This window comes from Umezawaea tangerina (assembly GCF_003002815.1).
Lineage (GTDB): Bacteria > Actinomycetota > Actinomycetes > Mycobacteriales > Pseudonocardiaceae > Umezawaea > Umezawaea tangerina.
This window is the reverse complement of sequence record NZ_PVTF01000012.1, coordinates 117,384-139,685: the sequence shown is the minus strand read 5'-3', so window position 1 is coordinate 139,685 and position 22,302 is coordinate 117,384. Positions and strand designations below refer to the sequence as shown.

General features: G+C 71.3%; 22 protein-coding genes. 18 read left to right on the top strand and 4 right to left on the bottom strand.

Annotation, left to right across the window (positions count from 1 at the left end; translation table 11 throughout):
• Nucleotides 1-181: 181 nt before the first annotated feature.
• The 4 genes from rplU (at nt 182) to proB (ending at nt 3,462) form a co-directional block, all read left to right on the top strand.
• Nucleotides 182-493, top strand: a complete 312-nt coding sequence (gene rplU, locus CLV43_RS34660; protein ID WP_106192725.1) for a 50S ribosomal protein L21 — start codon at nt 182-184, stop codon at nt 491-493.
• Nucleotides 494-507: 14 nt separating this feature from the next.
• On the top strand, nt 508-777 hold the full coding sequence (rpmA, locus tag CLV43_RS34655) for a 50S ribosomal protein L27 (protein WP_106192723.1): 270 nt from the start codon (nt 508-510) through the stop codon (nt 775-777).
• A 106-nt stretch (nt 778-883) separates the two neighbouring features.
• Nucleotides 884-2,335 carry a GTPase ObgE gene (gene obgE / locus CLV43_RS34650; RefSeq protein ID WP_106192722.1) on the top strand — a complete coding sequence of 484 codons (1,452 nt, stop codon included), beginning with the start codon at nt 884-886 and terminating at the stop codon, nt 2,333-2,335.
• Nucleotides 2,335-3,462 carry a glutamate 5-kinase gene (proB, locus tag CLV43_RS34645; RefSeq protein WP_106192720.1) on the top strand — a complete coding sequence of 376 codons (1,128 nt, stop codon included), beginning with the start codon at nt 2,335-2,337 and terminating at the stop codon, nt 3,460-3,462. The genes obgE and proB overlap by 1 nt, the downstream gene beginning before the upstream one ends.
• 318 nt (nt 3,463-3,780) lie before the next feature.
• Here the strand turns inward: proB and CLV43_RS34640 are convergent, their stop codons facing one another.
• Nucleotides 3,781-4,176 carry a nuclear transport factor 2 family protein gene (locus tag CLV43_RS34640; RefSeq protein ID WP_106192719.1) on the bottom strand — a complete coding sequence of 132 codons (396 nt, stop codon included), beginning with the start codon at nt 4,174-4,176 and terminating at the stop codon, nt 3,781-3,783.
• An 82-nt stretch (nt 4,177-4,258) separates the two neighbouring features.
• Between CLV43_RS34640 and CLV43_RS34635 the strand changes: the two genes are divergently transcribed.
• Nucleotides 4,259-4,798, top strand: coding sequence for a TetR/AcrR family transcriptional regulator (locus tag CLV43_RS34635; RefSeq protein WP_106192717.1), 540 nt, complete (start codon nt 4,259-4,261; stop codon nt 4,796-4,798).
• On the opposite strand, the gene CLV43_RS34630 is transcribed toward CLV43_RS34635, so the two are convergent.
• From CLV43_RS34630 to CLV43_RS34620, 3 genes are all read right to left on the bottom strand, one after another.
• Entirely contained in the window at nt 4,784-6,064 is a 1,281-nt protein-coding gene (locus CLV43_RS34630; RefSeq protein WP_106192715.1) for an MFS transporter, read from the bottom strand. The two genes, CLV43_RS34635 and CLV43_RS34630, sit on opposite strands and share 15 nt — an antisense overlap.
• A 105-nt stretch (nt 6,065-6,169) precedes the next feature.
• Nucleotides 6,170-6,796, bottom strand: a complete 627-nt coding sequence (locus CLV43_RS34625) for a phosphotransferase (protein ID WP_281262191.1) — start codon at nt 6,794-6,796, stop codon at nt 6,170-6,172.
• Between the two features lie 587 nt (nt 6,797-7,383).
• Nucleotides 7,384-9,465, bottom strand: coding sequence for a RecQ family ATP-dependent DNA helicase (locus tag CLV43_RS34620; RefSeq protein WP_106192714.1), 2,082 nt, complete (start codon nt 9,463-9,465; stop codon nt 7,384-7,386).
• Between the two features lie 95 nt (nt 9,466-9,560).
• Here CLV43_RS34620 and CLV43_RS34615 point away from each other — a divergent pair, with 95 nt between their 5' ends.
• From CLV43_RS34615 to CLV43_RS34555, 13 genes are all read left to right on the top strand, one after another.
• Nucleotides 9,561-10,832, top strand: coding sequence for a glutamate-5-semialdehyde dehydrogenase (locus tag CLV43_RS34615; RefSeq protein WP_245887179.1), 1,272 nt, complete (start codon nt 9,561-9,563; stop codon nt 10,830-10,832).
• The gene (locus tag CLV43_RS34610) at nt 10,829-11,392 is read left to right on the top strand and encodes a TetR family transcriptional regulator (RefSeq protein ID WP_106192710.1); all 564 of its coding nucleotides are present in this window, start codon (nt 10,829-10,831) and stop codon (nt 11,390-11,392) included. Before CLV43_RS34615 ends, CLV43_RS34610 begins: the two co-directional genes overlap by 4 nt.
• Nucleotides 11,393-11,487: 95 nt before the next feature.
• A complete protein-coding gene (locus CLV43_RS34605) occupies nt 11,488-12,669 on the top strand; it encodes a cytochrome P450 (RefSeq protein ID WP_106192709.1) in 1,182 nt (393 codons plus the stop codon).
• A gap of 88 nt (nt 12,670-12,757) precedes the next feature.
• Nucleotides 12,758-13,954 carry a cytochrome P450 gene (locus tag CLV43_RS34600; protein WP_106192707.1) on the top strand — a complete coding sequence of 399 codons (1,197 nt, stop codon included), beginning with the start codon at nt 12,758-12,760 and terminating at the stop codon, nt 13,952-13,954.
• Nucleotides 13,955-13,958: 4 nt separating this feature from the next.
• Nucleotides 13,959-14,180 (top strand): ferredoxin, encoded by a 222-nt coding sequence (locus CLV43_RS34595; protein WP_106192705.1) that lies wholly within the window; start codon nt 13,959-13,961, stop codon nt 14,178-14,180.
• A 210-nt stretch (nt 14,181-14,390) separates the two neighbouring features.
• The gene (gene nadD, locus CLV43_RS34590; RefSeq protein WP_106192704.1) at nt 14,391-14,987 is read left to right on the top strand and encodes a nicotinate-nucleotide adenylyltransferase; all 597 of its coding nucleotides are present in this window, start codon (nt 14,391-14,393) and stop codon (nt 14,985-14,987) included.
• A 97-nt stretch (nt 14,988-15,084) separates the two neighbouring features.
• A complete protein-coding gene (gene rsfS, locus CLV43_RS34585) occupies nt 15,085-15,480 on the top strand; it encodes a ribosome silencing factor (RefSeq protein WP_106192702.1) in 396 nt (131 codons plus the stop codon).
• Nucleotides 15,481-15,487: 7 nt separating this feature from the next.
• Complete coding sequence (locus CLV43_RS34580; RefSeq protein ID WP_106192700.1) at nt 15,488-16,102, top strand: histidine phosphatase family protein; 615 nt, start codon at nt 15,488-15,490, stop codon at nt 16,100-16,102.
• Nucleotides 16,099-16,821, top strand: a complete 723-nt coding sequence (gene octT / locus CLV43_RS34575; RefSeq protein ID WP_170156146.1) for a diglucosylglycerate octanoyltransferase — start codon at nt 16,099-16,101, stop codon at nt 16,819-16,821. Before CLV43_RS34580 ends, octT begins: the two co-directional genes overlap by 4 nt.
• A gap of 20 nt (nt 16,822-16,841) precedes the next feature.
• Nucleotides 16,842-17,690: a DegV family protein gene (locus CLV43_RS34570; RefSeq protein WP_106193023.1), complete on the top strand. Its 849-nt coding sequence runs from the start codon at nt 16,842-16,844 to the stop codon at nt 17,688-17,690.
• Nucleotides 17,691-17,867: 177 nt separating this feature from the next.
• The gene (locus tag CLV43_RS34565) at nt 17,868-18,629 is read left to right on the top strand and encodes a ComEA family DNA-binding protein (protein ID WP_106192697.1); all 762 of its coding nucleotides are present in this window, start codon (nt 17,868-17,870) and stop codon (nt 18,627-18,629) included.
• A gap of 565 nt (nt 18,630-19,194) precedes the next feature.
• Nucleotides 19,195-21,516 carry a DNA internalization-related competence protein ComEC/Rec2 gene (locus CLV43_RS34560; protein ID WP_106192695.1) on the top strand — a complete coding sequence of 774 codons (2,322 nt, stop codon included), beginning with the start codon at nt 19,195-19,197 and terminating at the stop codon, nt 21,514-21,516.
• A gap of 14 nt (nt 21,517-21,530) precedes the next feature.
• Nucleotides 21,531-21,989, top strand: coding sequence for a hypothetical protein (locus tag CLV43_RS34555; RefSeq protein ID WP_106192693.1), 459 nt, complete (start codon nt 21,531-21,533; stop codon nt 21,987-21,989).
• Nucleotides 21,990-22,302: the final 313 nt, after the last annotated feature.

Genomic DNA, 22,302 nt, shown 5'->3' with positions numbered 1-22,302 from the left:
CGGACTACCCACACCCCAGTTTGACCTCGCCGTGCATACCCACGTAACCTGGTACACGGCCCGCCGTCCGGTGGGCCCTGTCGTGTGTAGCCCGGCGACTCTGACTCACGTAATGGTGATTCACGAAAGCCTGGGCGCGCGCGGCCCCGTCACCGTCGAGTAGCAGGAGACTTCCGTCCTGATGTACGCGATCGTCAAGACTGGCGGCAAGCAGTACAAGGTGGCTGTCGGCGACGTCGTCGAGGTCGAGAAGCTCGAGGGCGCCCCGGGCACTGAGTTCACTTTCCCGGCGCTACTCGTCGTGGACGGCACTGACGTCACCGCAGACGCTGAGGCCCTCGGGAAGTTCTTGGTGACCGGCAAGGTCGTCGAGCAGACCAAGGGTCCCAAGATCCGCATCCACAAGTTCAAGAACAAGACCGGCTACCACAAGCGGCAGGGTCACCGTCAGAAGCTGACCCGCGTCGAGGTTACCGGCATCACCGGTAAGTGAGGACCTGACTAGCCATGGCACACAAAAAGGGTGCATCCAGCTCCCGTAACGGCCGCGACTCCAACGCCCAGTACCTGGGTGTCAAGCGGTTCGGTGGTCAGGTCGTCAAGGCCGGCGAGATCCTGATCCGCCAGCGCGGCACCAAGTTCCACCCCGGTGTGAACGTCGGCCGCGGCAAGGACGACACGCTGTTCGCCCTCGCCCCCGGCGCGGTCGAGTTCGGCACGAAGCGCGGTCGCAAGACCGTCAACATCGTGCCGGTCGAGGCCAAGGTCGCCGCGTAACCGACCTGGTTCCCCCGAGCGCCGTGTGTCCGCCAACGCGGACACACGGCGCTCGGCGTTTGACCCCCCTTTTTTGCTTCGTCTAGTCCTTTGGAAGTGAGTTCCCGTGTCCCGATTCGTCGACCGGGTGGTTATCCACGTAGCCGCTGGCGAGGGTGGCAACGGTTGCGCGTCGGTGCACCGGGAGAAGTTCAAGCCGCTGGGCGGTCCTGACGGCGGCAACGGCGGCAAGGGCGGCGACGTCGTCCTGGTCGTCGACTCCAACGTGCACACGCTGCTGGACTTCCACTTCCGCCCGAACGCCTCCGCCACCAACGGCAAGCAGGGCCAGGGCGCCAACCGCGACGGCGCGAACGGCGAGAACCTCGAGCTGCGCGTGCCGGACGGCACCGTGGTCCTCACCGAGGACGGCAAGGTCGTCGCCGACCTCGTCGGCGAGGGCACCCGGATGATCGCCGCGCGCGGCGGCCGCGGCGGCCTGGGCAACGCGCAGCTCGCGTCGAAGGCCCGCAAGGCGCCCGGTTTCGCGCTGCTCGGCGAGCCCGGCGAGTTCGGCGACTTCGTCCTGGAGCTGAAGTCCGTCGCGGACGTCGGCCTGCTCGGGTTCCCGTCGGCGGGCAAGTCGTCGCTGATCTCGGTCCTCTCCGAGGCCAAGCCGAAGATCGCCGACTACCCGTTCACCACGCTGGTCCCGAACCTCGGTGTGATCACCGCGGGCGCCACCGTCTTCACCATGGCGGACGTCCCCGGCCTGATCCCCGGCGCCAGCGAGGGCAAGGGCCTGGGCCTGGACTTCCTGCGCCACATCGAGCGCTGCGCGGTCCTCGTGCACGTCGTCGACTGCGCGACGTTCGAGTCGGGCCGCGACCCGTTGTCGGACATCGACGCGCTCGAGGAGGAGCTCGCGAAGTACACCCCCTCGCTGGGCGGCGACCTGAGCGACCGGCCGCGGCTGGTGGTGCTGAACAAGATCGACGTGCCCGAGGCCCGTGAGCTGGCGGAGCTGGTGCGCGCGGACATCGAGGCGCGCGGCCTTCAGGTGCTGGAGATCTCGACCGCGACCCGAGAGGGCCTGCGCGAGCTGACCTACGCCCTTGGCGCCGTCGTCGAGGAGTACCGCGCCACCAAGCCGAAGCAGGAGTCCACCCGGATCGTGCTGCGGCCGACCGCCGTGGACGACGACGGCTTCACCGTCGTGGACGACCCGGACACCGAGGGCGGCTTCATCGTCAAGGGCGACCGCCCCGAGCGCTGGATCCGGCAGACGGACTTCTCCAACGACGAGGCCGTCGGCTACCTGGCGGACCGCCTCGCCCGGATGGGCGTCGAAGAGGTGCTGGTCAAGCGCGGTGCGGTGCCCGGCGCCCAGGTCACGATCGGCGACCTGGTGTTCGACTGGGAGCCGTCGACGCCCGCCGGTATCGCGATGACCATGACCGGTCGCGGCACGGACCTGCGGCTGGAGAGCAACGACCGGATCGGCGCGCACGAGCGCAAGGCGCTCAAGAAGGCCCGCCGGCTGCCCGGTGTGTACGACGAGGACGACTTCGAGGAGTGATGATCGGCAGCGTGGAGGTCTCGTTGGCCCGCAAGGCGGTCGCTTCGGCCACCAGGGTTGTCGTGAAGGTCGGGTCCTCCTCGCTGACGACGGCCGAGGGCGGGCTCGACCCGGCCCGGCTGGACGCACTGGTGGACGCGCTCGCCGCCCGCCGGGCCGCGGGGAGCCAGATCGTGCTCGTCTCCTCGGGTGCCATCGCCGCGGGCCTGGCCCCGTTGGGGCTGACCCGCCGTCCGAAGGACCTGGCGACCCAGCAGGCCGCCGCCAGCGTGGGCCAGCTGGCACTGGCCCACGCCTACGGCAACTCGTTCGGCCGCTACTCGTTGACCGTCGGGCAAGTCCTGTTGACCGCGGACGACGTGGTGCGGCGTTCGCACTACCGCAACGCGCAGCGCACGTTCTCGCGCCTGCTCGCGCTGGGCGTGGTGCCGGTGGTGAACGAGAACGACACCGTGGCCACCGAGGAGATCCGGTTCGGCGACAACGACCGGCTCGCGGCCCTGGTGGCGCACCTGATCGGCGCCGACGCGCTGTTCCTCCTCTCCGACGTGGACGCCCTGTACGACGGTGACCCCCGGCTGGCCGAGGCCCGCCGGATCACCGAGGTCGGCGGCCCGGACGACGTGGACGGCGTTCGCGCGGGCACCGGCGGCGCGCTGGGTACCGGCGGCATGGCCTCCAAGCTGGCCGCGGCGACCCTGGCGGCGTCCGCGGGCATCCCGGTCCTGCTGGCCGGTTCCGGTGACGCGGCGCGGGCACTGGGGCCCACCGACGTGGGTACGGCGTTCGCCGCCACCGGGTCCCGGCTGACCGCGCGCCGCTTCTGGCTCGGCTACGCCGCCGACGCGACCGGGAAGCTCATCCTCGACGACGGCGCCGTCTCCGCCGTGGTCGGCCGCAGGCGATCCCTGCTGGCCGCCGGCATCACCGCCGTCGAGGGCGCGTTCGAGGCCGGTGACGTGGTCGAGCTCGCCGACACGGCGGGCCAGGTCGTGGCCAGGGGAGTGGTGGCCTACGACGCCACCGAGCTGCCGGGGTTGATCGGCCGATCCAGCCACGAACTACCCGCGGAACAGCGCCGCGAGGTCGTGCACGCCGACGACCTGGTCGCCCTGCACCGCTCCTGAGCCCAGTCGAACGGCCCCGCCGTTCCCGACCTGCGCCGTCCTCCGCCGGGCAGCTCGCCTTGGCCGTGGTCAACGCCCGACCCGCAGGTGACATCCGATGCCATGCCCCGCAGACGATGCCGGCCCCAAGCACGCCACCAGAGGCTGTGTTCGACACCCGGCCCGGCGAAGCCCGCGCCCGACACCCGGCCTGCGAGAGTGGTGTTCGAGCCTTGGCCCACGAGGCCGGTGTCCGGCGCTCGGCCCGCTAACGCGGTGTTCGGCGCTCGGTCCGTGGAGGCGATGTTCGACGCTCGTCCGCGAGGGCGTGGTCGAGGCTCAGCCCGCCAGCGCGGCGGCCATGCCCATCGTGTCCTGGTACTCGCGCCAGTGCGCGATCTTGCCGTCGCGCACCCGCAACACCCCGATGAACGACGCCGCGCTCTGCCTGCCGGTGACCGTCGACTCACCCACCAGCTCGTACTCGACGACGATCACGTCGGGGTCGGTGGTCTCGTGGATCGCCACCTCGCGGTGGTCCACCAGCCGCACGGGCATCGCCTCGCGGCCCGCCTTGGCGAGCGAGAGGAACGCGTCCCGCCCCTCGATCCGCTTCGGCCTGCCCGGCGCGGCGAACGGCGTCTCCACGACGACGTCGTCGGCCCACAGGTCGTCCAGGACCGCCGGGTCGAGCCACCCCCGGCTCATCGACGCGTAGACCTCTCGTGCGTTCATCAAGACCCTCCAGTAAGGTGAGCGAAGACTCAACTTGGACGATAATGAGTCATGACTCAGGTTGTCAACGAAGGGATGTTCGATGCGCGCGGATGCCCAGCGGAACCGGGCACGCATCCTGGCCGCCGCCGACGAGGTCTTCGCCTCGAAGGGCGCGTCCGCGTCGACCGAGGAGGTCGCGGCCAAGGCGGGCGTGGCCATCGGCACCGTCTTCCGGCACTTCCCGACCAAGAACGACCTGCTGTCCGCGCTCATGAAGGAGCTCGTCCGCGAACTGGCCGAGGAGGTCGAGTCCCTTGTTCGCCAAGGGGATCCGGCCACGTCGCTGTTCACCTTCTTCGCCCACCTGGTCGAGCGCGCGGCGTCCCGCAAGACCGTCGTCGAGCTGCTCGGCATCGACATCCGGGTCTCCGACCAGCTCCAGCTGCTGCGCGAGGCCGTCGGCATCCTGCTCGACCAGGCGCAGGCCGCGGGCGTGGTCCGGCCGGGCGTGCGGCTCGACGAGGTGATGGCCCTGCTCGCCGCCACCAGTCAGGGCGCGCTGCACTCCGGCTGGGACGCCGACCTCCGCGAGCGCACGCTCGCGGTCGTGTTCACCGGCCTGCGCTCAGCGCAGCTCTGACCCCTTGGTCTCCGGCAGGGTGAGGATCACCAGGAACGCGACCGTCGCACCCGCCGCCACGTAGTAGAAGTACACGTCCGACAGCCCCCGGTTGGCCAGCGCGGCGATCACCAGCGGTGCCGTGCCGCCGAACAGCGCCACCGTGAGGTTGTACCAGGCGCCGATGCCGAGTCCGCGCAGCTCGGTCGGGAACAGCTCGCTCATCGCCGCCGGCGCGATCGACGTCATCATCGTGTAGAGCCCCAACCCGACGCAGAACACGACCAACGGCCCCGTCAGGCCCGGCTTGATCAACGACGACAGCGGCACGATCAGCACGGCCGTGGCCGCCGACCACACCAGCAGTTGCGGCTTGCGCCCGACCCGGTCCGACAACGCGCCCATCGGGTACTGCAACGCGATGAACAGGGTCGTCGCGATCGAGAGCGCCAGGAACACGTCCACCGCGTCCACGCCCCGGTTCTTCACCGCGAACGGCGTCAGCGCGGAGAAGAACGTGTAGTAGCAAAGGGTCGACAGCATGCTGAAGCCCACCAGCCGCCCCACGGCCTTCGGGTGCTCCCGCAGCGTCGTCGTCAGCGGCCGCTTGAGCGCCTCGGCCTTCACCTTGTTCTGCTCGAACTGCTCCGTCTCCGCCAGGCTGCGCCTCAACCACAGCCCCACCAGTCCCAGCACGCCACCCACCAGGAACGGGATCCGCCACCCGAACGACCCGAGCTGCGCCTTGTCCATCGTCCGCGCCAACGTGAACCCGATCAGCGACGCCACCAGCACCGCCGTCCCCGTGGAGATGTAGAAGAACGACGAGTAGCGCCCCCGCCGTTCGGGCGGCGCGATCTCCGCCAGGTACGCCGACGCGTTGGACACCTCCCCGCCCAACGACAACCCCTGCGCGATCCTCGCCAGCAGCAGCAGGACCGGCGCCAACCGCCCCACCTGTTCGTAGGTCGGCAACACCGCGATCGCCGTGGACCCGCCCGCCATCAGCCCGATCGTCAGGATCATCGCCGTCTTCCGCCCGCGCAGATCCGCGAACCGCCCCAGCAGGTACCCGCCCAGCGGCCGGAAGAAGAACGCCAGCGCGTAGGTCGCCAACGTGTTGATCAACGCCAGCTCCGCGTTGCCGGAGGGGAAGATCGCCGTCGCGAAGTAGATGCTGAACGTCGCGTAGATCGTCCAGTCGTACCACTCGATCGCGTTCCCGATGCTCGCCGCGATCAGCTTCCGAACCGGAAGCCGATGCCTCTGCCCCGCCACCTCCACCATCTTCGGACCATCCCACAGCCCAGCCCCACTGACCAGGCTCCCGCTCACCACCGCTTCGCTGTGCCGGCTCTTGGGATCCCTCACGACCAACTCAGGTCTGCCCGATCACCCCGGCTCCAACTCACCCCGGTGCTCCACCACCCACGCGTACGTCTCCTGAACCCCCTCCACCACCCCCGCCGCCCGCAACCGCACCCCGGCCGGCCCCTCATCCGCGACGATCCCGCGCCAACACCGGTCCTGCCACCACAGGATCGTGTCCACCAGCTCACCCCGGTCATCAAGCCCGTACGCCTCGCAGATCACCCGAATCCCCCGCGCCACCACCCCGACCTCCGCACCGGGCCCCATCCCCGTGTACTGCCAACACACATGCGCCACGTCCTGCACCCGCCGACCCGGCGCCGCCCCGTCCCAATCGATGAACGCCACCGGCCTCAACCCCTCGCCCAAATCCCGGTAGACCGTGTTCTTGGGCGAAAGATCGTTGTGACAAACCACTTCCGCTTCGCCTGCCAGCCCCACGGTCAAATCGTGGAACTCACGCACCAACCGCGCAACCACCGCAAGACTCTCCTCCGACCCCACCGCGCCAGGCTGCTCGCGCTCCCACGCCACATGCCCATCCAAAAACTCCAACACCTCCCGCCCCCGCGAATCCACCCCCAACAACCGCGGCGCACCACCCCACCCCTCCAAGTGCTCCAACACCCGATGCGCAAACCCACCCACCCCCGCCCTGCGCACCGTGTCCCCAACACGCACAACCTCGTTCACAAACCCACCAACCAACCGCTGCTCCAACACCACCCACCCCCATTCAGCCGACACCACCAGATCCGCCCGAGACCACCGAGTGGAGCGGGCAAAGCCCGCAACCTCGCATCCGGCGCGAAGCGCCCCACCGCATGGTCCGAAGCGAAGCAAGACTGCCCACTCGGCGCCAGCCGATGCCCTGTCCGACGGCGCAGCCGAGGATGCAGTGTCCGACGCGCAGCGAGGATGCCTTCCCTGTCCAACGGCGAAGCCGAGGATGCAGTGTCCGATGGCGCAGCCGAGGATCCGTCGTCGGGCGCAGCCCGCCAGCGCGCATCCGGCGCGGAGCGCCTGGGGCCTTGTCCGCAGCGCAGCAAGGATGCCTGGTCCAACGGCGAAGCCGAGGATGCCCTGTCAGGCGCAGCCTGATGCCCCCGAAACCCACCCTTCCCCCACGCACCCCGACAAGAAGCCATCTCTATGGTTGCCGCCCCTTGTCAAGACAGCCCTATCGTCTTGACAAGGGGCGGCAACCATAGAACACTCGGCGACCGGGGTGCCCCCTACGTCGTCACCGCCAAAGCAAACGGCAACACCGCCCCCGCCCCCGCCTTCCTCAACGCCCTCCCCGCCACAGTCATAGTCCACCCCGTATCGATCCGATCATCGATCAACAGCACCGGCCCGTCCACATCGGACAGATCCGGCACCCGCACCCCGTTCCACAGTCCCGCCAACCGCTGAGCGCTGTTCGCCCGGTGCGTCGCCTCTCCCACCCACACCTGCCCCAGCAACGGCAGCCTCCCGATCTCCGAGATGCGCTCACCGAAGCTCCCCACCAGCGACGGCCTGCTCCGCGATCCCACGGTCACCACCCCGACCGGCCGTTCCGCCCAGCCCCACGAGCTCAGCACCTTCACGCAGGCCTGGAACACGTCGTCCGGGATCGGCTGGTCGTCGGCCGCGAACAGCGCCCGCAGCCTGTTGCCCCACCCGATGTCGGTCAGCCGCCCCAACGCCCGCCCGGCCTCCGCCGACTCGCCCGCGGCGATCTTGCCCGACAACGGCACGCCGAGCGCCGCCATCCCGCTCGGCCACAGCTTGCGCGGCGCCACGTCCACGCCCGGCCGCATCAGCCGTTCGCGCGCGACCGTGGCCGCTCCCGACGACACCTCGGCGGAAACACGTTCGCCGGTGCAGTTGTCGCACCGCCCGCAGGGCTTCGCGCTCGGGTCGTCGAGTTGCCGCAGCAGGAACTCCATCCGGCAGCCGGACGTGCCCAGGTAGTCCAGCATCGCCTGCTGCTCGACCTGCCGGGCCTCGCCGATGCGGTCGTACCGCTCCGCGTCGTAGGACCACTCCTGCCCCGTCGACTCCCACCCGCCGCGCACCCGCTTCACCGCGCCGTCGACGTCGAGCACCTTCAGCACCACCTCGAGCCGGTTGCGCGACAGCTCGACCATCGGCTCCAACGCGGCCGTCGACAACACCCGCCCGGCGTCCGCCAACGCCGCGAGCACCTGCCGCACCACCCGTTCCGGCGGGAACGCCAGCGACGCGAAGTACGCCCAGATGTCCTTGTCCTCCGGGCCCGGCAGCAGCAGCACGTCGGCCCGTTCGACGCCACGGCCCGCACGGCCGATCTGCTGGTAGTACGCGATGGGGGAGGGGGGCGCGCCGAGGTGCACCACGAACCCCAGGTCGGGCTTGTCGAACCCCATGCCCAGCGCGGAGGTCGCCACCAGCGCCTTCACCCGGTTCGCCAGCAGGTCCTCCTCGGACCGCTGCCGCTCCGTCGGGTCCGTCCGTCCCGAGTACGCCGTCACCTCGTACCCGCGCTCCCGCAGGAACGCCGCCACGTCGTCCGCCGCCGCCACGGTCAGCGCGTAGATGATCCCCGACCCCGGCAGCTGCGCCAGCCGCTCGCCGAGCCACGCCAGCCGCGCCTCGGCCGTCGGCAGCCGCACCGCCGCCAGCCGCAGGCTCTCCCGGTCCAGCGGCCCGCGCAGCACCAGCGCGTCCGACCCCGAGCCGAGCCCCAGCTGCTCGGCCACGTCGCGCACCACCCGGTCGTTCGCCGTCGCCGTCGTCGCGAGCACCGGCACCCCGGACGGCAGCTCCGTCAACAGCGTCCGCAGCCGCCGGTAGTCCGGCCGGAAGTCGTGGCCCCAGTCCGAGATGCAGTGCGCCTCGTCCACCACGAGCAGCCCGGCCGACGCGGTCAGCGACGGCAGCACGTTGTCCCGGAAGTCGGGGTTGTTCAACCGCTCCGGCGACACCAGCAGCACGTCGACGTCGCCCGCCGCCACGGAGTCCTGCACGTGCTGCCACTCGTCGGTGTTCGCGGAGTTGATGGTCATCGCGTGCACGCCCGCCCGCGCCGCCGCCTCGACCTGGTTGCGCATCAGCGCGAGCAGCGGCGACACGATCACCGTCGGCCCCTCGCCCAGCTCGCGCAGCAACGCGGTCGCGATGAAGTACACCGCCGACTTGCCCCATCCTGTGCGCTGCACCACCAGCGCGCGCCTGCGCTCCGCCACCAGCGCGTGGATCGCGGTCCACTGGTCGTCGCGCAGCACGGCTCCGGGACCCGCGAGGGCCCGCAGTCGCTCGTCGGCCAGCTCCCGGAGGGCGAGTTCGTCCATGCCCACACCATGACAGGTCCCACCGACAAAAACCGCGTTCAGCATCCGGGATACCGCGGCGCGAGGACCGCCCGACTGGTCCTAAGCTTGAGGACGTGACCGCTGAACTGCGCGAAGAGGTGCACGCCGCCGCCCGCCGGGCCCGTGTCGCCGCCGAGGACCTGGTGCTGGCGACCCGTGAGCGCAAGGACGCCGCGCTGCGCGAGATGGCCGCCGCGCTGCGCGAGCGGTCCGAGGAGATCCTCAAGGCGAACACCGCGGACCTGGAGGCCGGTCGCGCCGCCGGGCTGACGGAGAACATGCTCGACCGCCTGGCACTGTCCGAGCAGCGCATCGACGGCGTCGCCGAGGGCCTGCTGACCGTGGCGGGCCTGGCCGACCCGGTGGGCGAGGTGCTGCGCGGCGGCCTGCTGCCCAACGGCCTGGAGATGCGCCAGGTGCGCGTCCCGCTCGGCGTGGTCGGCATGGTCTACGAGGCCCGTCCGAACGTGACCGTCGACGCGGCCGGTCTGGCGCTGAAGTCCGGCAACGCGGCGCTGCTGCGCGGGTCCTCGTCGGCGGAGAACTCCAACACCGCGCTGGTCGCCGTGCTGCGCGACGCGCTGGAGGCGGTCGGCCTGCCCGCGGACTGCGTGCAGCTGCTGCCGTGCCAGGACCGGGCGTCGGTCAACTACCTGATCACCGCGCGAGGCCTGGTCGACCTGGTGATCCCGCGCGGCGGTGCTGGCCTGATCTCCACCGTCGTCGCGAACGCCACCGTGCCCACGATCGAGACCGGCGTCGGCAACGTGCACGTGTACGTGGACGCCGCGGCGGACCTCGACGACGCCGAGGCGATCGTGCTCAACTCCAAGACCCGCCGCACCAGCGTGTGCAACTCCGCGGAGTCGCTGCTGGTGCACGCCGACATCGCGGACGTGTTCGTGCCGCGCATCGCCGAGGCGCTGCACGCCGCGGGCGTCACCGTGCACGCGGACCCGGTGTTCGCCGGCCTGTCCGGCACCGAGGTCGTGGCCGCGACGGACGAGGACTGGGACACCGAGTACCTGTCCCTCGACATCGCGGCCAAGGTCGTCGGCACCCTCGACGAGGCCATCGCGCACATCAACGAGCACGGCACCGGCCACACCGAGGCGATCGTGACCTCGGACGTGAAGGCCGCCCGTCGGTTCACCACGCGGGTGGACGCGGCGGCGGTGATGGTGAACGCCTCGACCGGGTTCACCGACGGCGCCGAGTTCGGCATGGGCGCCGAGATCGGCATCTCCACCCAGAAGCTGCACGCCCGCGGCCCGATGGGGCTGGCCGAGCTCACCTCGACCAAGTGGGTCGTCTGGGGCGAGGGGCACGTCCGGCCGACGTCGTGACCGCCGAACCCCGTCGCCGCGACTCGGCGGCCACCCGTGCCGCGCTCCTGGACGCCGCGACGGCGCTGTTCGCCGAGCGCGGCTTCGACCACACGACCGTCCGCGACATCGCCGCGCGGGCGGGCGTGAACCAGGCGCTGCTGTTCCGGTACTTCGGCAGCAAGGACGCCCTGTACGCCTCGGTGATGGCCGGGCAGGGCCGTGAGCTGCTCGACGACTCCGCGGGGCGGCTGCTGGAAGGGGTGCTGCGGCGGCTGCTGGAGACGGGGCCCCGGCAGGCCAACCACCTGCTGTTCACCGCGTTGCAGCCCGGCGGCATGGACAACGCCGCCGCCGGGATCCGCGAGGAGCTGGGCGACGACTACGTGCGCGCCCTGAGCACGTTGACCGATGCCGAGAACGGCGAGCTGCGGGCCGAGCTGGTGCTCGGCTGGGTGGTCGGCATCAGCATGCTGCGCGCGAGCGCGCACCGGGACGTCCTGCGCCGCGCGGACACCGAGGAAGTCATCCGCCTGGTCCTGGGGGCGGCCTGCACGCTGCTCGAGCGCACGGAGCAGTAGCACCTAAAGAGACGGTCCGTTGACGGTCCGTAGCGGGCATCTCTAGGCTCGAAATATGTAAGCAGGTGCTTACATATTTGCCCGAGGAGCGTGCGATGACCACGACCTACCCCTTCAGCGAGGCCGACCGACTGCGCCTGGACCCCACCTACCTGCGGCTCCAGCGGACCGAGCCGGTCTCCTGGGTGCGCATGCCGTTCGGCGGCGAGGGCTGGCTCGCCACCGGCTACCAGGAGGTCAGGATGGTCCTGGCCGACCCGAGGTTCAGCCGGTGGGCGACGGTGGGCAAGGACGTGCCGAGGACGTCGCCGGTGCTGGAGAACCCGAACATCCTGGCGATGGACCCGCCGGAGCACGGCAGGCTGCGCAAGCTGGTCGCGAAGGCGTTCACCACCCGCCGGGTCGAGCAGCTGCGGGTGCGCGCGCAGGAGGTCGTGGACGCGGCGCTCGACGACATCGAGGCGCAGGGGCCGCCCGCGGACCTCGTGTCGACGCTGAACATGCCGCTGCCGATCACGCTCATCTGCGACATGCTCGGCGTGCCCGAGGGGGAGCGGGGCGAGTTCCAGGGCTGGACCGACGTGCTGCTCGGGTTCGGCGTGTCCACCGCGGAGGAGATCCGGGCGGCGCTGGACAGCCTCAAGGGGTACATCGCGGGGATGGTCGCGCAACGCCGCCGCACCCCGTCCGACGACATGCTCGGCGCGCTGGTGGAGGCGCACGACGAGGAGGACCGGCTGTCCGAGGAGGAGCTGGTCGTCTTCGGCGTGACGCTGCTGGTCGCGGGCCACGAGACGACCGCGAACCTGCTCGGCAACGCGATCTACACGCTGTTCGAGCAGCCCACGCTGCTGCGGTCGCTGGTGGAGGACCCGGACCTGCTGCGGCCCGCCGTCGAGGAGCTCGCGCGGGCGATCCCGCTGGCCGCGATGGTCGCGTTGCCGCGGGTGGCGCTGGAGGACGTCGAGATCGGCGGCGTCACGGTGCGCGCGGGGGAGACCGTGCTGGTCAGCATGGCCGCGGCCAACCGCGACCCGTCGGTGTTCGATACCCCGGAGAAGATCGACTTCCAACGCGGGGTGAACCCCCACATCGCCTTCGGGCACGGCGTGCACCACTGCCTGGGCGCTCCGCTGGCGCGGATGGAGCTGCAGGTCGCCATCGGCACGCTGTTCCGCCGGTTCCCGACGCTGGAGCTGGCCGTGCCCGTCGAGGACGTCGAGTTCAAGCGCGGCCGGCTGGTCCGCGGGCCGTTGACCCTTCCGGTGAAGTGGTAGTCGTTCGTTGACGGAGCGTGAGTGGAAGTCTATCGTCGAAATATGTAATCACTTGATTACATGAGCGCTTTGGGAGGAGTGCGGGGGCATGACGACGAGTCAACAGCCGAGGAGCTACCCCTTCGGCGAAGCCGTCCGGCTGGACCTCGACCCGACGTACGAGCAGCTGCGGGAGACGGAGCCCGTGTCGAGGGTCCGCCTGCCCTACGGCGGTGACGCGTGGCTGCTCACCAAGTACGACGACGTGAGGACCGTGCTGGGCGACCTGCGCTTCAGCCGGGCCGCGGTGGTCGGCCGCGACGTGCCGAGGGCGTCGCCCGCGATCATGAGCAGGCCGTCGATCCTGAACATGGACCCGCCGGAGCACGGCAGGCTGCGCAAGCTGGTGGCCAAGGGCTTCACCATGCGCCGCGTCGAGCAGCTGCGGGAACGCGCCCAGGACCTCGTGGACGGCCTGCTGGACGACGTGGAGGCCAAGGGCGCGCCCGCGGACCTCGTCGAGGCGCTGAACATGCCGCTGCCGATCACGATCATCTGCGAGCTGCTCGGCGTCCCCTACGAGGACCGCGGCGAGTTCCGGAACTGGTCGGACCGCGCGTTGGCGATCACGGCGTTCACGCCCGAGGAGATCACCTCGGCGTTCGAGAGCCTCCAGGACTACATCGCCGGGCTGGTGGCCGAACGCCGCAAGTCGCCGACCGAGGACGTCCTGGGCACCCTCGTCACGGCTCGCGACGAGGGCGACCGGCTGTCCGAGGAAGAGCTGGTCAACTTCGGCGTCACGCTGCTGGTCGCGGGGCACGAGACCACGGCCAACCAGCTGGGCAACTTCACCTACCAGCTGCTCACCCACCCCGAGCGGCTGGCCGAGCTGCGCGCGGACCCCGACCTGGTCCCGGCCGCGGTGGAGGAGCTGTTGCGCATCACGCCCCTGGGCGGCTCGGCGGGCTTCCCCCGGATCGCCGTCGAGGACGTCGAGCTGAGCGGCGTGACGGTCAAGGCGGGTGACGCGGTGTTCATCGGCCAGGCGGGCAACCGCGACCCGGCGGTGTTCGACCGCCCCGGCGAGATCGACTTCCACCGGGAGAACAACGCCCACGTGGCCTTCGGGCACGGTGTGCACCACTGCATCGGCGCCCCGCTGGCCCGGATGGAGCTGCAGGTCGGCATCGGCACGCTGCTGCGCCGGTTCCCGACGCTGGAGCTCGCGGTCCCCGCCGACGAGGTGCCGTTCCGCAAGGGCAGGCTGGTGCGCGGTCCGGACCAGCTCCTGGTGAGGTGGTAGTCCCATGTCGAAGTGGCAGGTCCAGGTCGACCGCGAGGCGTGCATCGGCACCGGGATGTGCGCGTCCAGCGCGGCGGCCTACTTCAGGCTGGAGAACGGCAAGTCGACGGCCGTGCAGGACTTCGTCGAACCCGACGAGCTCGTGACCGACGCCGCCGAGTCTTGCCCGATGGAGGCGATCCTGGTGCGCGACGGTGACGGAGTGGTGATCGCGCCGGAGCCGTGATCCCGAACCGGTGAAAAAAGTTCTCCCGACCGGCGTCATGGCCACGGGCCGTCGTCGTTCCTCCGGTGCACGCGGCTCCGCTTCGGGGTGGGCCGGGTGCCCGGAGGCGGCCCACTCCCCAGGGCCGCGGACGGGGAGTCAGTGCGACGCGGGTGGCCGTCCACGGGAGCGGACGGCCACCCGCGAGCCGGCACCGTAGGCTGCCCAGCCATGTCGAACCGGCGCAGACTCGGGGTCATGGGCGGCACCTTCGACCCGGTGCACCACGGTCACCTGGTCGCGGCCAGCGAGGTGCAGGCGAGGTTCGACCTCGACGAGGTCATCTTCGTCCCCACCGGCGAACCGTGGCAGAAGACGTCGCGGGTGGTCAGCGCGTCCGAGGACCGCTACCTGATGACGGTCATCGCGACCGCGTCGAACCCGCGGTTCTCGGTCAGCAGGGTCGACATCGACCGCGACGGGCCCACGTACACGGTGGACACCCTCACCGACCTGAAGGCCGCCCACCCGGACGCCGACCTGTTCTTCATCACCGGCGCGGACGCGCTGGAGCAGATCGTGTCGTGGCGGCGGGCGGCCGACGTGTTCCACCTCGCGCACTTCATCGGCGTCACCCGACCGGGTTACGAGCTCAACGGCCAGCACCTGCCGGAGGGGTCCGTGTCCCTCGTGGAGGTGCCCGCCATGGCCATCTCCTCGACCGCCTGCCGGGCGCGCACGGCCTCCGGCATGCCCGTCTGGTACCTCGTCCCGGACGGTGTCGTGCAGTACATCTCCAAGCGCGGGCTCTACTCGGTGCCGGACTAGGTCCGCTCGCCGGTACCCTCATTAACTCGTGCGGGCGTATCCGCGCGCATCGAATTGATGTACGACCCGGATCCACGGGTCGCTGGTGAGGAGAGATGTGGCAGCCACCGACGAGGCACGACGGTTGGCGCTGGTCGCCGCTAGCGCGGCGGACGAGAAGAAGGCGCACGATGTGATCGTGCTCGACGTGTCCGACCAGCTCGTGATCACGGACTGCTTCGTGATCGCCTCCGCTCCCAACGAGCGGTTGGTCGGCGCGATCGTGGACAACATCGAGGACAAGATGCGGGAGGCCGGCCGCAAGCCGGTGCGCCGCGAAGGAGCCCGCGAGGGCCGCTGGGTGCTGCTCGACTTCGTCGACGTCGTGGTGCACGTGCAGCACGTCGAGGAGCGCAGCTTCTACGGCCTGGAGCGGCTGTGGAAGGACTGCCCGCAGATCGAGTTCGAGGCGTCCGCGGACGCCCCCGCCGAGGACGAGACGGCGGAGGCGTGAGCACCCGATGACCTTGAACCGGCTCGTGCTGTGGCGGCACGGTGAGACGGACTACAACGCCACGGGACGCTGGCAGGGCCACCTCGACTCGGCGTTGACCGAGACGGGGTGGAACCAGGCCAGGTTCGCGGTGCCCGTGCTCACCGGGTTCGCCCCCGAGCTGGTGGTCGCGTCCGATCTGCGGCGGGCGACGAACACCGCGACGGTGTTCACCGACGCCGTCGGCATCCCGCTGCGGATCGACGAACGGCTGCGCGAGACCAACCTGGGCAAGTGGCAGGGGCTCACCAGCGAGGAGGTCGAGGTCGAGTGGCCGGGCTCGATCGACCAGTGGCGCGCCGACCCCACGGTCGCGCCGCCGGACGGCGAGTCCCGGATCGAGGTCGCGGACCGCGCGGCCGAGGTCGTCGCCGAGGTCGACCGCGAGTTCTCCGGCACCGTGATGCTCTGCGCGCACGGCGGCCTGATCACCGCGCTGACCGGCAGGCTCCTGGACCTGCCGGTCGAGTCGTGGTCGCTGTTCGGCGGCATCGGCAACTGCCACTGGACGGTGTTCACCCGCAGGCCGGGCGGCGACGGCCGGTGGCGGCTGTCGTCCTACAACGCCGGAACCACTCGTTGAGACTGCTGGTCCTGGCCGACTCGCTGGCGTTCCACGGTCCCGACGGTCCGCTGCCCGCCGACCACCCCGGTCTGTGGCCCAACCTGGCCGCCAAGGCGCTGGGCGGGCACGCGGAGCTGGCGGCCGGGTTCGGGTGGACCGCGCGGGACGCCTGGTGGTCGCTGACGGGCGACCCCCGCGTGTGGTCGCTGCTGCCGCGCACGGACGTCCTCGTGCTCGCGGTGGGGCACATGGACACGCTGCCCTCGCCCCTGCCGACCTACCTGCGGCAGGGGCTGCGGTACCTGCGGCCCGACGGTCTGCGCCGGTGGGCGCGGACCGGGTACAAGGCCGCCCAGCCCGCGTTGGCCCGCCTCCTGGGCGGCCACCCGGTCGCGCTGCCGCCGCACCTCACCGTGCGGTACCTCGACGACTCCGTGCACGCCGTGCACGCATTGGAACCGGGCATCCTCCCGTTCGGGATGGTGCCGTCCGTGCACCGCGCCGCCGCGTACGGCGGTGTCCACACAGGCCGTCCCGCCGCGGCGCGTGCCGTGCGCGAGTGGGGTGCGCGCGTGGGCGTGCCGCTGCTGGACGTCGCCGCGGTGGTCGGCGACCACGTGCGGTCGGGGCGCGGCAACCCGGACGGCATGCACTGGGGGTGGGAGGGCCACGAGCTGGTGGGCTCCGCGATGGCGGATCTCATCAGGTCCGTGGCGGTCAGCCACACGACGGGGTGAGAGCCGTAGTGTCCGCACTCGTGCCCACCACCGTTGTCACCGACTCGACGGCGTACCTGCCGGAGGGGTTCGCCGAGCGCCACCACATCCGCGTGGTGCCGTTGCACGTGGCGGTGGACGGCCGCAGCCGGTTGGACGGCTTGGACTTCGGACCGGCCGAGCTGGCCGCGGCACTCGGCGAGCACCGCCGGGTGACCACGTCGCGGCCGACTCCGGGGGAGTTGGCGGACGTCTACCGGGCCGTGCTCGACGAGGGTGCCGAGTCGGTCGTATCGGTGCACCTGTCCCGCGAGCTGTCGGGGACCTGGGAGGCCGCGCGGCTGGCCGCGGAGGAGGTGGATCCCGCCCGGATCCGCGTCGTGGACTCGCGGGCCACCGGGATGGGGCTCGGGTTCGCGGTGCTGTCCGCGTGCGCGTCCTCGGCGGCGGGAGGGTCCGCGGAGGACGTGGAGGCCGCGGCCACTGGGGTTGCCAAGCGTTTGCGGGCGTACTTCTGCGTGGAGACGCTGGACCACCTCCGGCGTGGTGGTCGCATCGGGACCACCGCGGCGCTGGTCGGCACGGCGTTGGCGGTGAAGCCCGTGCTGCACGTCGAGGACGGTCGCATCGTGCCGTTGGAGAAGGTGCGCACGATGAGCCGCGCGATCGGCAGGCTGGTCGACCTGGCGGCGTTGGCCGCGGGCCACGGGCCCGTCGGGCTGGCCGTGCACCACCTGGCCGCGCCGGAGCGGGCGGCCGAGCTGGCGACCAGGTTGGACGAGCGGATCCCCGGTTCGTCCGGGTGCCTGATCTCCGAGGTGGGGGCTGTGATCGGTGCGCACACCGGTCCCGGTGTGCTCGGTGTCGTGGTGCTGCCCGGCGACGTCTGACGCCCTCGTCGTCGGTGGGGCCCGGTCGTCCTGAGTAGACGGACGGCGCCGGCATCCTGCCACACGGCACCGACAATTCCCGTTCCAAGATCCGAACCTGTCCACAGGGCCACCACTTGTCCACAGTTCACCGACTGCCCCTTCGCGGCGGTGACCTCCGGCCCTAGCGTCGAGTGCATGGTCGAACCCCACGCAACCCAAGCGCCGTCCCGAGTCCGGCTGGAGACGCTGGCCGCGCAAGCCGCCGCGCGACCGTCCGCGGGCACCGGCAGAACCGTCGTGTTCACCAGCTCCGACGGCGAACCCGACCCGCCGCCGCCCAGATTCCGCTGGGCCCGCCGCCGGGCGGGCAGACTCGTGGAGCGCTGGCTCCCCGGTGCCGCCCCGCCCGGCAGGCGCCGTGCCCTCTACGCCACGACCGCGGCCGCCGCTGCCGTCGTCGTCCTGATCGCCGTGTGGTCACAACGCCCGAGTCCCGAACGACCCCCGGACCTGCCCGTCGCGGTGGCCGCCGTCTCGTCCAGCCCGCCGGAACCGCTGGTGGTCAACGTCGTCGGTGAGGTCCCCAGCCCCGGTTTGGTCACCGTGCCGAGCGGCGCCCGCGTGGCCGACGCCATCACCGCCGCGGGCGGAGTCAACCCCGGCGTGCGCCCCCAAGGGCTGAATCTCGCCCGCAAAGTCGTCGACGGCGAACAGGTCGCCGTGGGCACCGCCCCCATCCCCGTGCAAGCCGAACCGAGCCCCGACGAGAAGTTGAACCTGAACACCGCCACCAAGGACCAGCTCGACAACCTCCCTGGCGTTGGCCCCGTCACCGCACAACGGATCCTCGACCGCCGAACCAAACGCGGCCCGTTCAGCTCGGTGGACCAGCTCCGCGAGATCGAGGGCATCGGCAACAACCGGCTCGTCAAACTCCGCGAACTGGTCACGACATGACCCACTCGACAATGACCGCCACCCTCGAACGCGCCCTCCGCAACTGGCGAATCCTGCCTCGTCCCCTGTGGCCCACACCCCTTCATCACCCCGCCACTTCCCACCGCCCCGTCTGCCCACCGCTTGGTCCCGACCAAGGAACCAGGCGCCGGCGCTTTCCCGACGCAGGGCGGACCCTCAGCCGTTCACCGTGGTCCGTCCTCATCCGCCGTGCCTCATCCGCCCTTGCTCCTTCCCTCGGCACAGCCGTCCATCCATCACTCCGGTCCGACCAAGCCGATTTGTCGACAGTCGCGCTCGAACGCTCGGTCCGCCACTGCCGAGCTCCCACTCGCCGCCTCCAGCCCGAGCCGACCCGTGATGCCGCCAGTTCCCGCCTCACCACCACCCCCGGTCCTGCTGTGTCCCGCCACGGACCACTTGGCCACGAACAACCCCGCTCGCCCATCGCGCGACACCCTCTGCCCCCTAGCTCCGCATTCCACAACTCCATTTCCACCACCTCTCGCGTCTACCGACATCCATCCACAAAGGACCGAGGTCCGGTTCTCACGACGGCGGAGGCGTGAGTCCCCACGTCCGACTGGTTCCCGCGGCACTGGTGGTCTGGGCGGTGGCCCTGGGTGGGCTGCTCTGGAGCTGGTTGGCCGCCGTCCTCATCGGTGCCTGTGCCTGCCTGGTGGGTGCGGTGGTACTGCGCAAAGGCTGGTGTGAGCGGTCGTGCGCCTTGGCGCTGGTCGTCGTGGCCCCGGTGGCGGCTGGCTCGATCGGGTTGCGGGTGCAGCAGTCGGAGAGCCATCCGGTCCGGGCGGCCGCGAGCCGTGGTGAGGCGGTGGTGCTGCGGGCGGAACTGGTGAACCGGCCGCGCGGGCTGCGGACCGAGGGGTTCGCGGGGCGTCAGGGAGGTGTCCAGTCGGTGGTCGTCCGCGCGGACATCACCTCGGTCGAGCAGGACGGTTCGGTGATCGACGAGGGAGGGGAGGTGTTGCTGGTGGCGCCGGTGTCGGGGTGGCGGAACCTGTTGCCAGGCCAGGAGGTCACGGCTCGTGGTGTCCTGGCGCCCGCCCGGCCGGGGGAGTTGACGGTGGCCGTGCTGCGAGTCCGCGGTCCGCCGTCGCAGGCGGGACCCGCGCCGGTGTGGCAGCGGGCCGCGGAGGTGCTGCGGTCCGGTCTGCGCGAGGCGAGCACAGCCCTGGATCCGGAACCCGCGGGTCTGTTGCCTGCCTTGGTGGTGGGCGACACCGCGGAGGTGTCGTCCAGGGTGGAGGACGAGTTCCGCACGTCGGGTCTGGCGCACCTGCTGGCGGTGAGCGGGGCGAACCTGGCGATCCTCTGCGGCGCGGTCCTGTTGCTGCTGCGGATCTTCCGGGTCGGGCCGAAGGGGTGTGCGGCGGGGGCGTCGGTGGCCCTGGTGGGGTTCGTCGTCCTGGCGGGGCCGGAGCCGAGCGTGCTGCGGGCCGCGGTGATGGGCGCGGTGGCGTTGTTGGCGCTGGTGCTGGGGCGGGAGCGGTCGGCGTTGCCCGCGTTGGCCGCGACGGTGGTGGTGCTGGTCCTGTACGACCCGGCGCTGGGAGTGGAGCCGGGGTTCGCGTTGTCGGTCGTCGCCACGGCGGCGCTGGTGCTCCTCGCACCCCGGTGGGCGGCGGCCCTGCGGGACCGGGGCGTGCCGATCGGGCTCGCGGAGGCGCTGGCCGTGCCGATGGCGGCGAGCGTGGTGACCGCTCCGCTGGTGGTGGCGATCTCCGGGCGGATCAGCCTGGTGTCGGTGGTGGCCAACCTGGTGGCCGCGCCGGTCGTGGCGCCGGCGACCGTGCTCGGTGTACTCGCCGCCGTGGTGGCCCCTGTCCACCACGGGGCGGCACGGGTGCTGGTCGAGCTGTCCGGGCCGGAGGTGGGCTGGCTGATCACGGTCGGGCGGAAGGCGTCGGAGGTGCCGGGCGGGTCGGTGGCCTGGTTGGCGGGGTGGCAGGGCGGGCTGCTGCTGACGGGTGTGCTGCTGGTGGTGTACGGGTTGGTGAAGGTGCGGCGGACCCGGACGTTGCTGGCGGCGGCACTGGTCGGGGCGGTGGTGGTGCTGGTGCCGACGCAGGTGGTGGCGCCGGGCTGGCCGCCCGCGGGGTGGTCGGTGGTCGCCTGCGACGTCGGGCAGGGGGACGCGGTGGTGCTCGCCACGGCCGAGCCCGGTCGGGCGGTGCTGGTGGACACGGGGCCGGACCCGGCGCCGGTGGCGGCGTGCCTGCGGCGCCTGGGGATCCGGCGGATCCCGTTGCTGGTGCTCAGCCACCTGCACGCGGACCACGTCGGAGGGCTCGCGGCCGTGCTCGCGGACCGGAGTGTGGGGGCGGTGGCGATCGGGCCGTCGCATGAACCGGGGTGGGCGTGGGAGGAGGTTCGCCGTCGGACGCGGGCGGCGGGAGTGGATCTGGTCGAGTTGACCGCTGGTCAACGTCTGGACTGGCCGGGGCTGGTGCTGGAAGTCCTGGGGCCGAAGGGGGAGCCCGCCTCGGCCGAGGACGAGAACACCGCGATCAACGACTCGTCGTTGGTGCTGCGAGCCCGCACGGCGGCCGGTCGGGTGCTGCTGACCGGTGATATCGAGCTGGCGGGTCAGGCGGGCCTGCTGGGTGGGCACGTCGACCTGGCCGCCGAGGTGTTGAAGGTGCCGCACCACGGGTCGAGGTTCTCGGCGCCGGAGTTCCTGGCCGCCGTGCGGCCGCGGGTGGCGCTGGTCAGCGTCGGCGCGGGCAACCGGTACGGCCATCCGAACGGGCCGGTGATCGATGCCCTGACCAGGCGCGGGGCGTTGGTGCTGCGCACGGATCGGGATGGGGACACCGCGGTCCTGCGCGGGGAAGGCGGGCCGCTTGTCGTACGACGCAAACGATGAAGGGGAGGAAGAGGATGAACGATACCTGGGTCAGGTTGGGCGTCGGATGGTCGTCGCCGGACGGGACGGTCGCGCTCAGCTGGGTGCTCTGGCAGCCGGGGTACGTGCCGGCGCCGTGGCCGACCGACGAGCTGAAGCGCGCTTTCACCTACTACGCCTGCGAAGGGCTGAGAGGAGGTGGCCGGGGCATCGTCGCCAGAGCCACGATCACCGCACTGCTCGAACCGGTCGACGTGCGGTCGCCGGACGAGGTCCACCAGCTCCTGTGCGAGCACCTGTTCGACGACGACCTGACCATCGACGACCTGCCTTGGCACACGCACGCCTACAACCGCGCCAAGGCGGTGGCGCCGTGGCCACAACGGCTGGTGGCCTGGCGGACGACGACCGAGTCCGTCGGGCCGCACGTCCTGCCGGAGCTCACCCGGTTCCCGCGCACGGGCTGGTTGCGCAGCGACCGGATCGCCGTGTGAGCGCTGGTGGCCTGATTCGGGCAGGTCTAGACCAAGTGGTGGTGGGCTCTTGCCACAGTAAGGAAAGGTTCTTTACTGTCCGCGACACATCAGTCACTTGGAGGCATCGGTGCGTGGTTGGAGCGGGGGACCTTCGCGGAGGGCGCTCGTCGCGGTGGTCGCGGGTGCGGTGGTGTTGGGCGGCGCGCAGGTCGTCCGGGCCGAGCCGGTGCCGTCGGCCGATGCGCCGTCGGTGGTTGGGCAGTCGGCCGGCGGGCAGTCAGCGGGCCGACTGCCGGCTGGCAGGTGGGCAGTGGGTGGGCTGTCTGCCGGC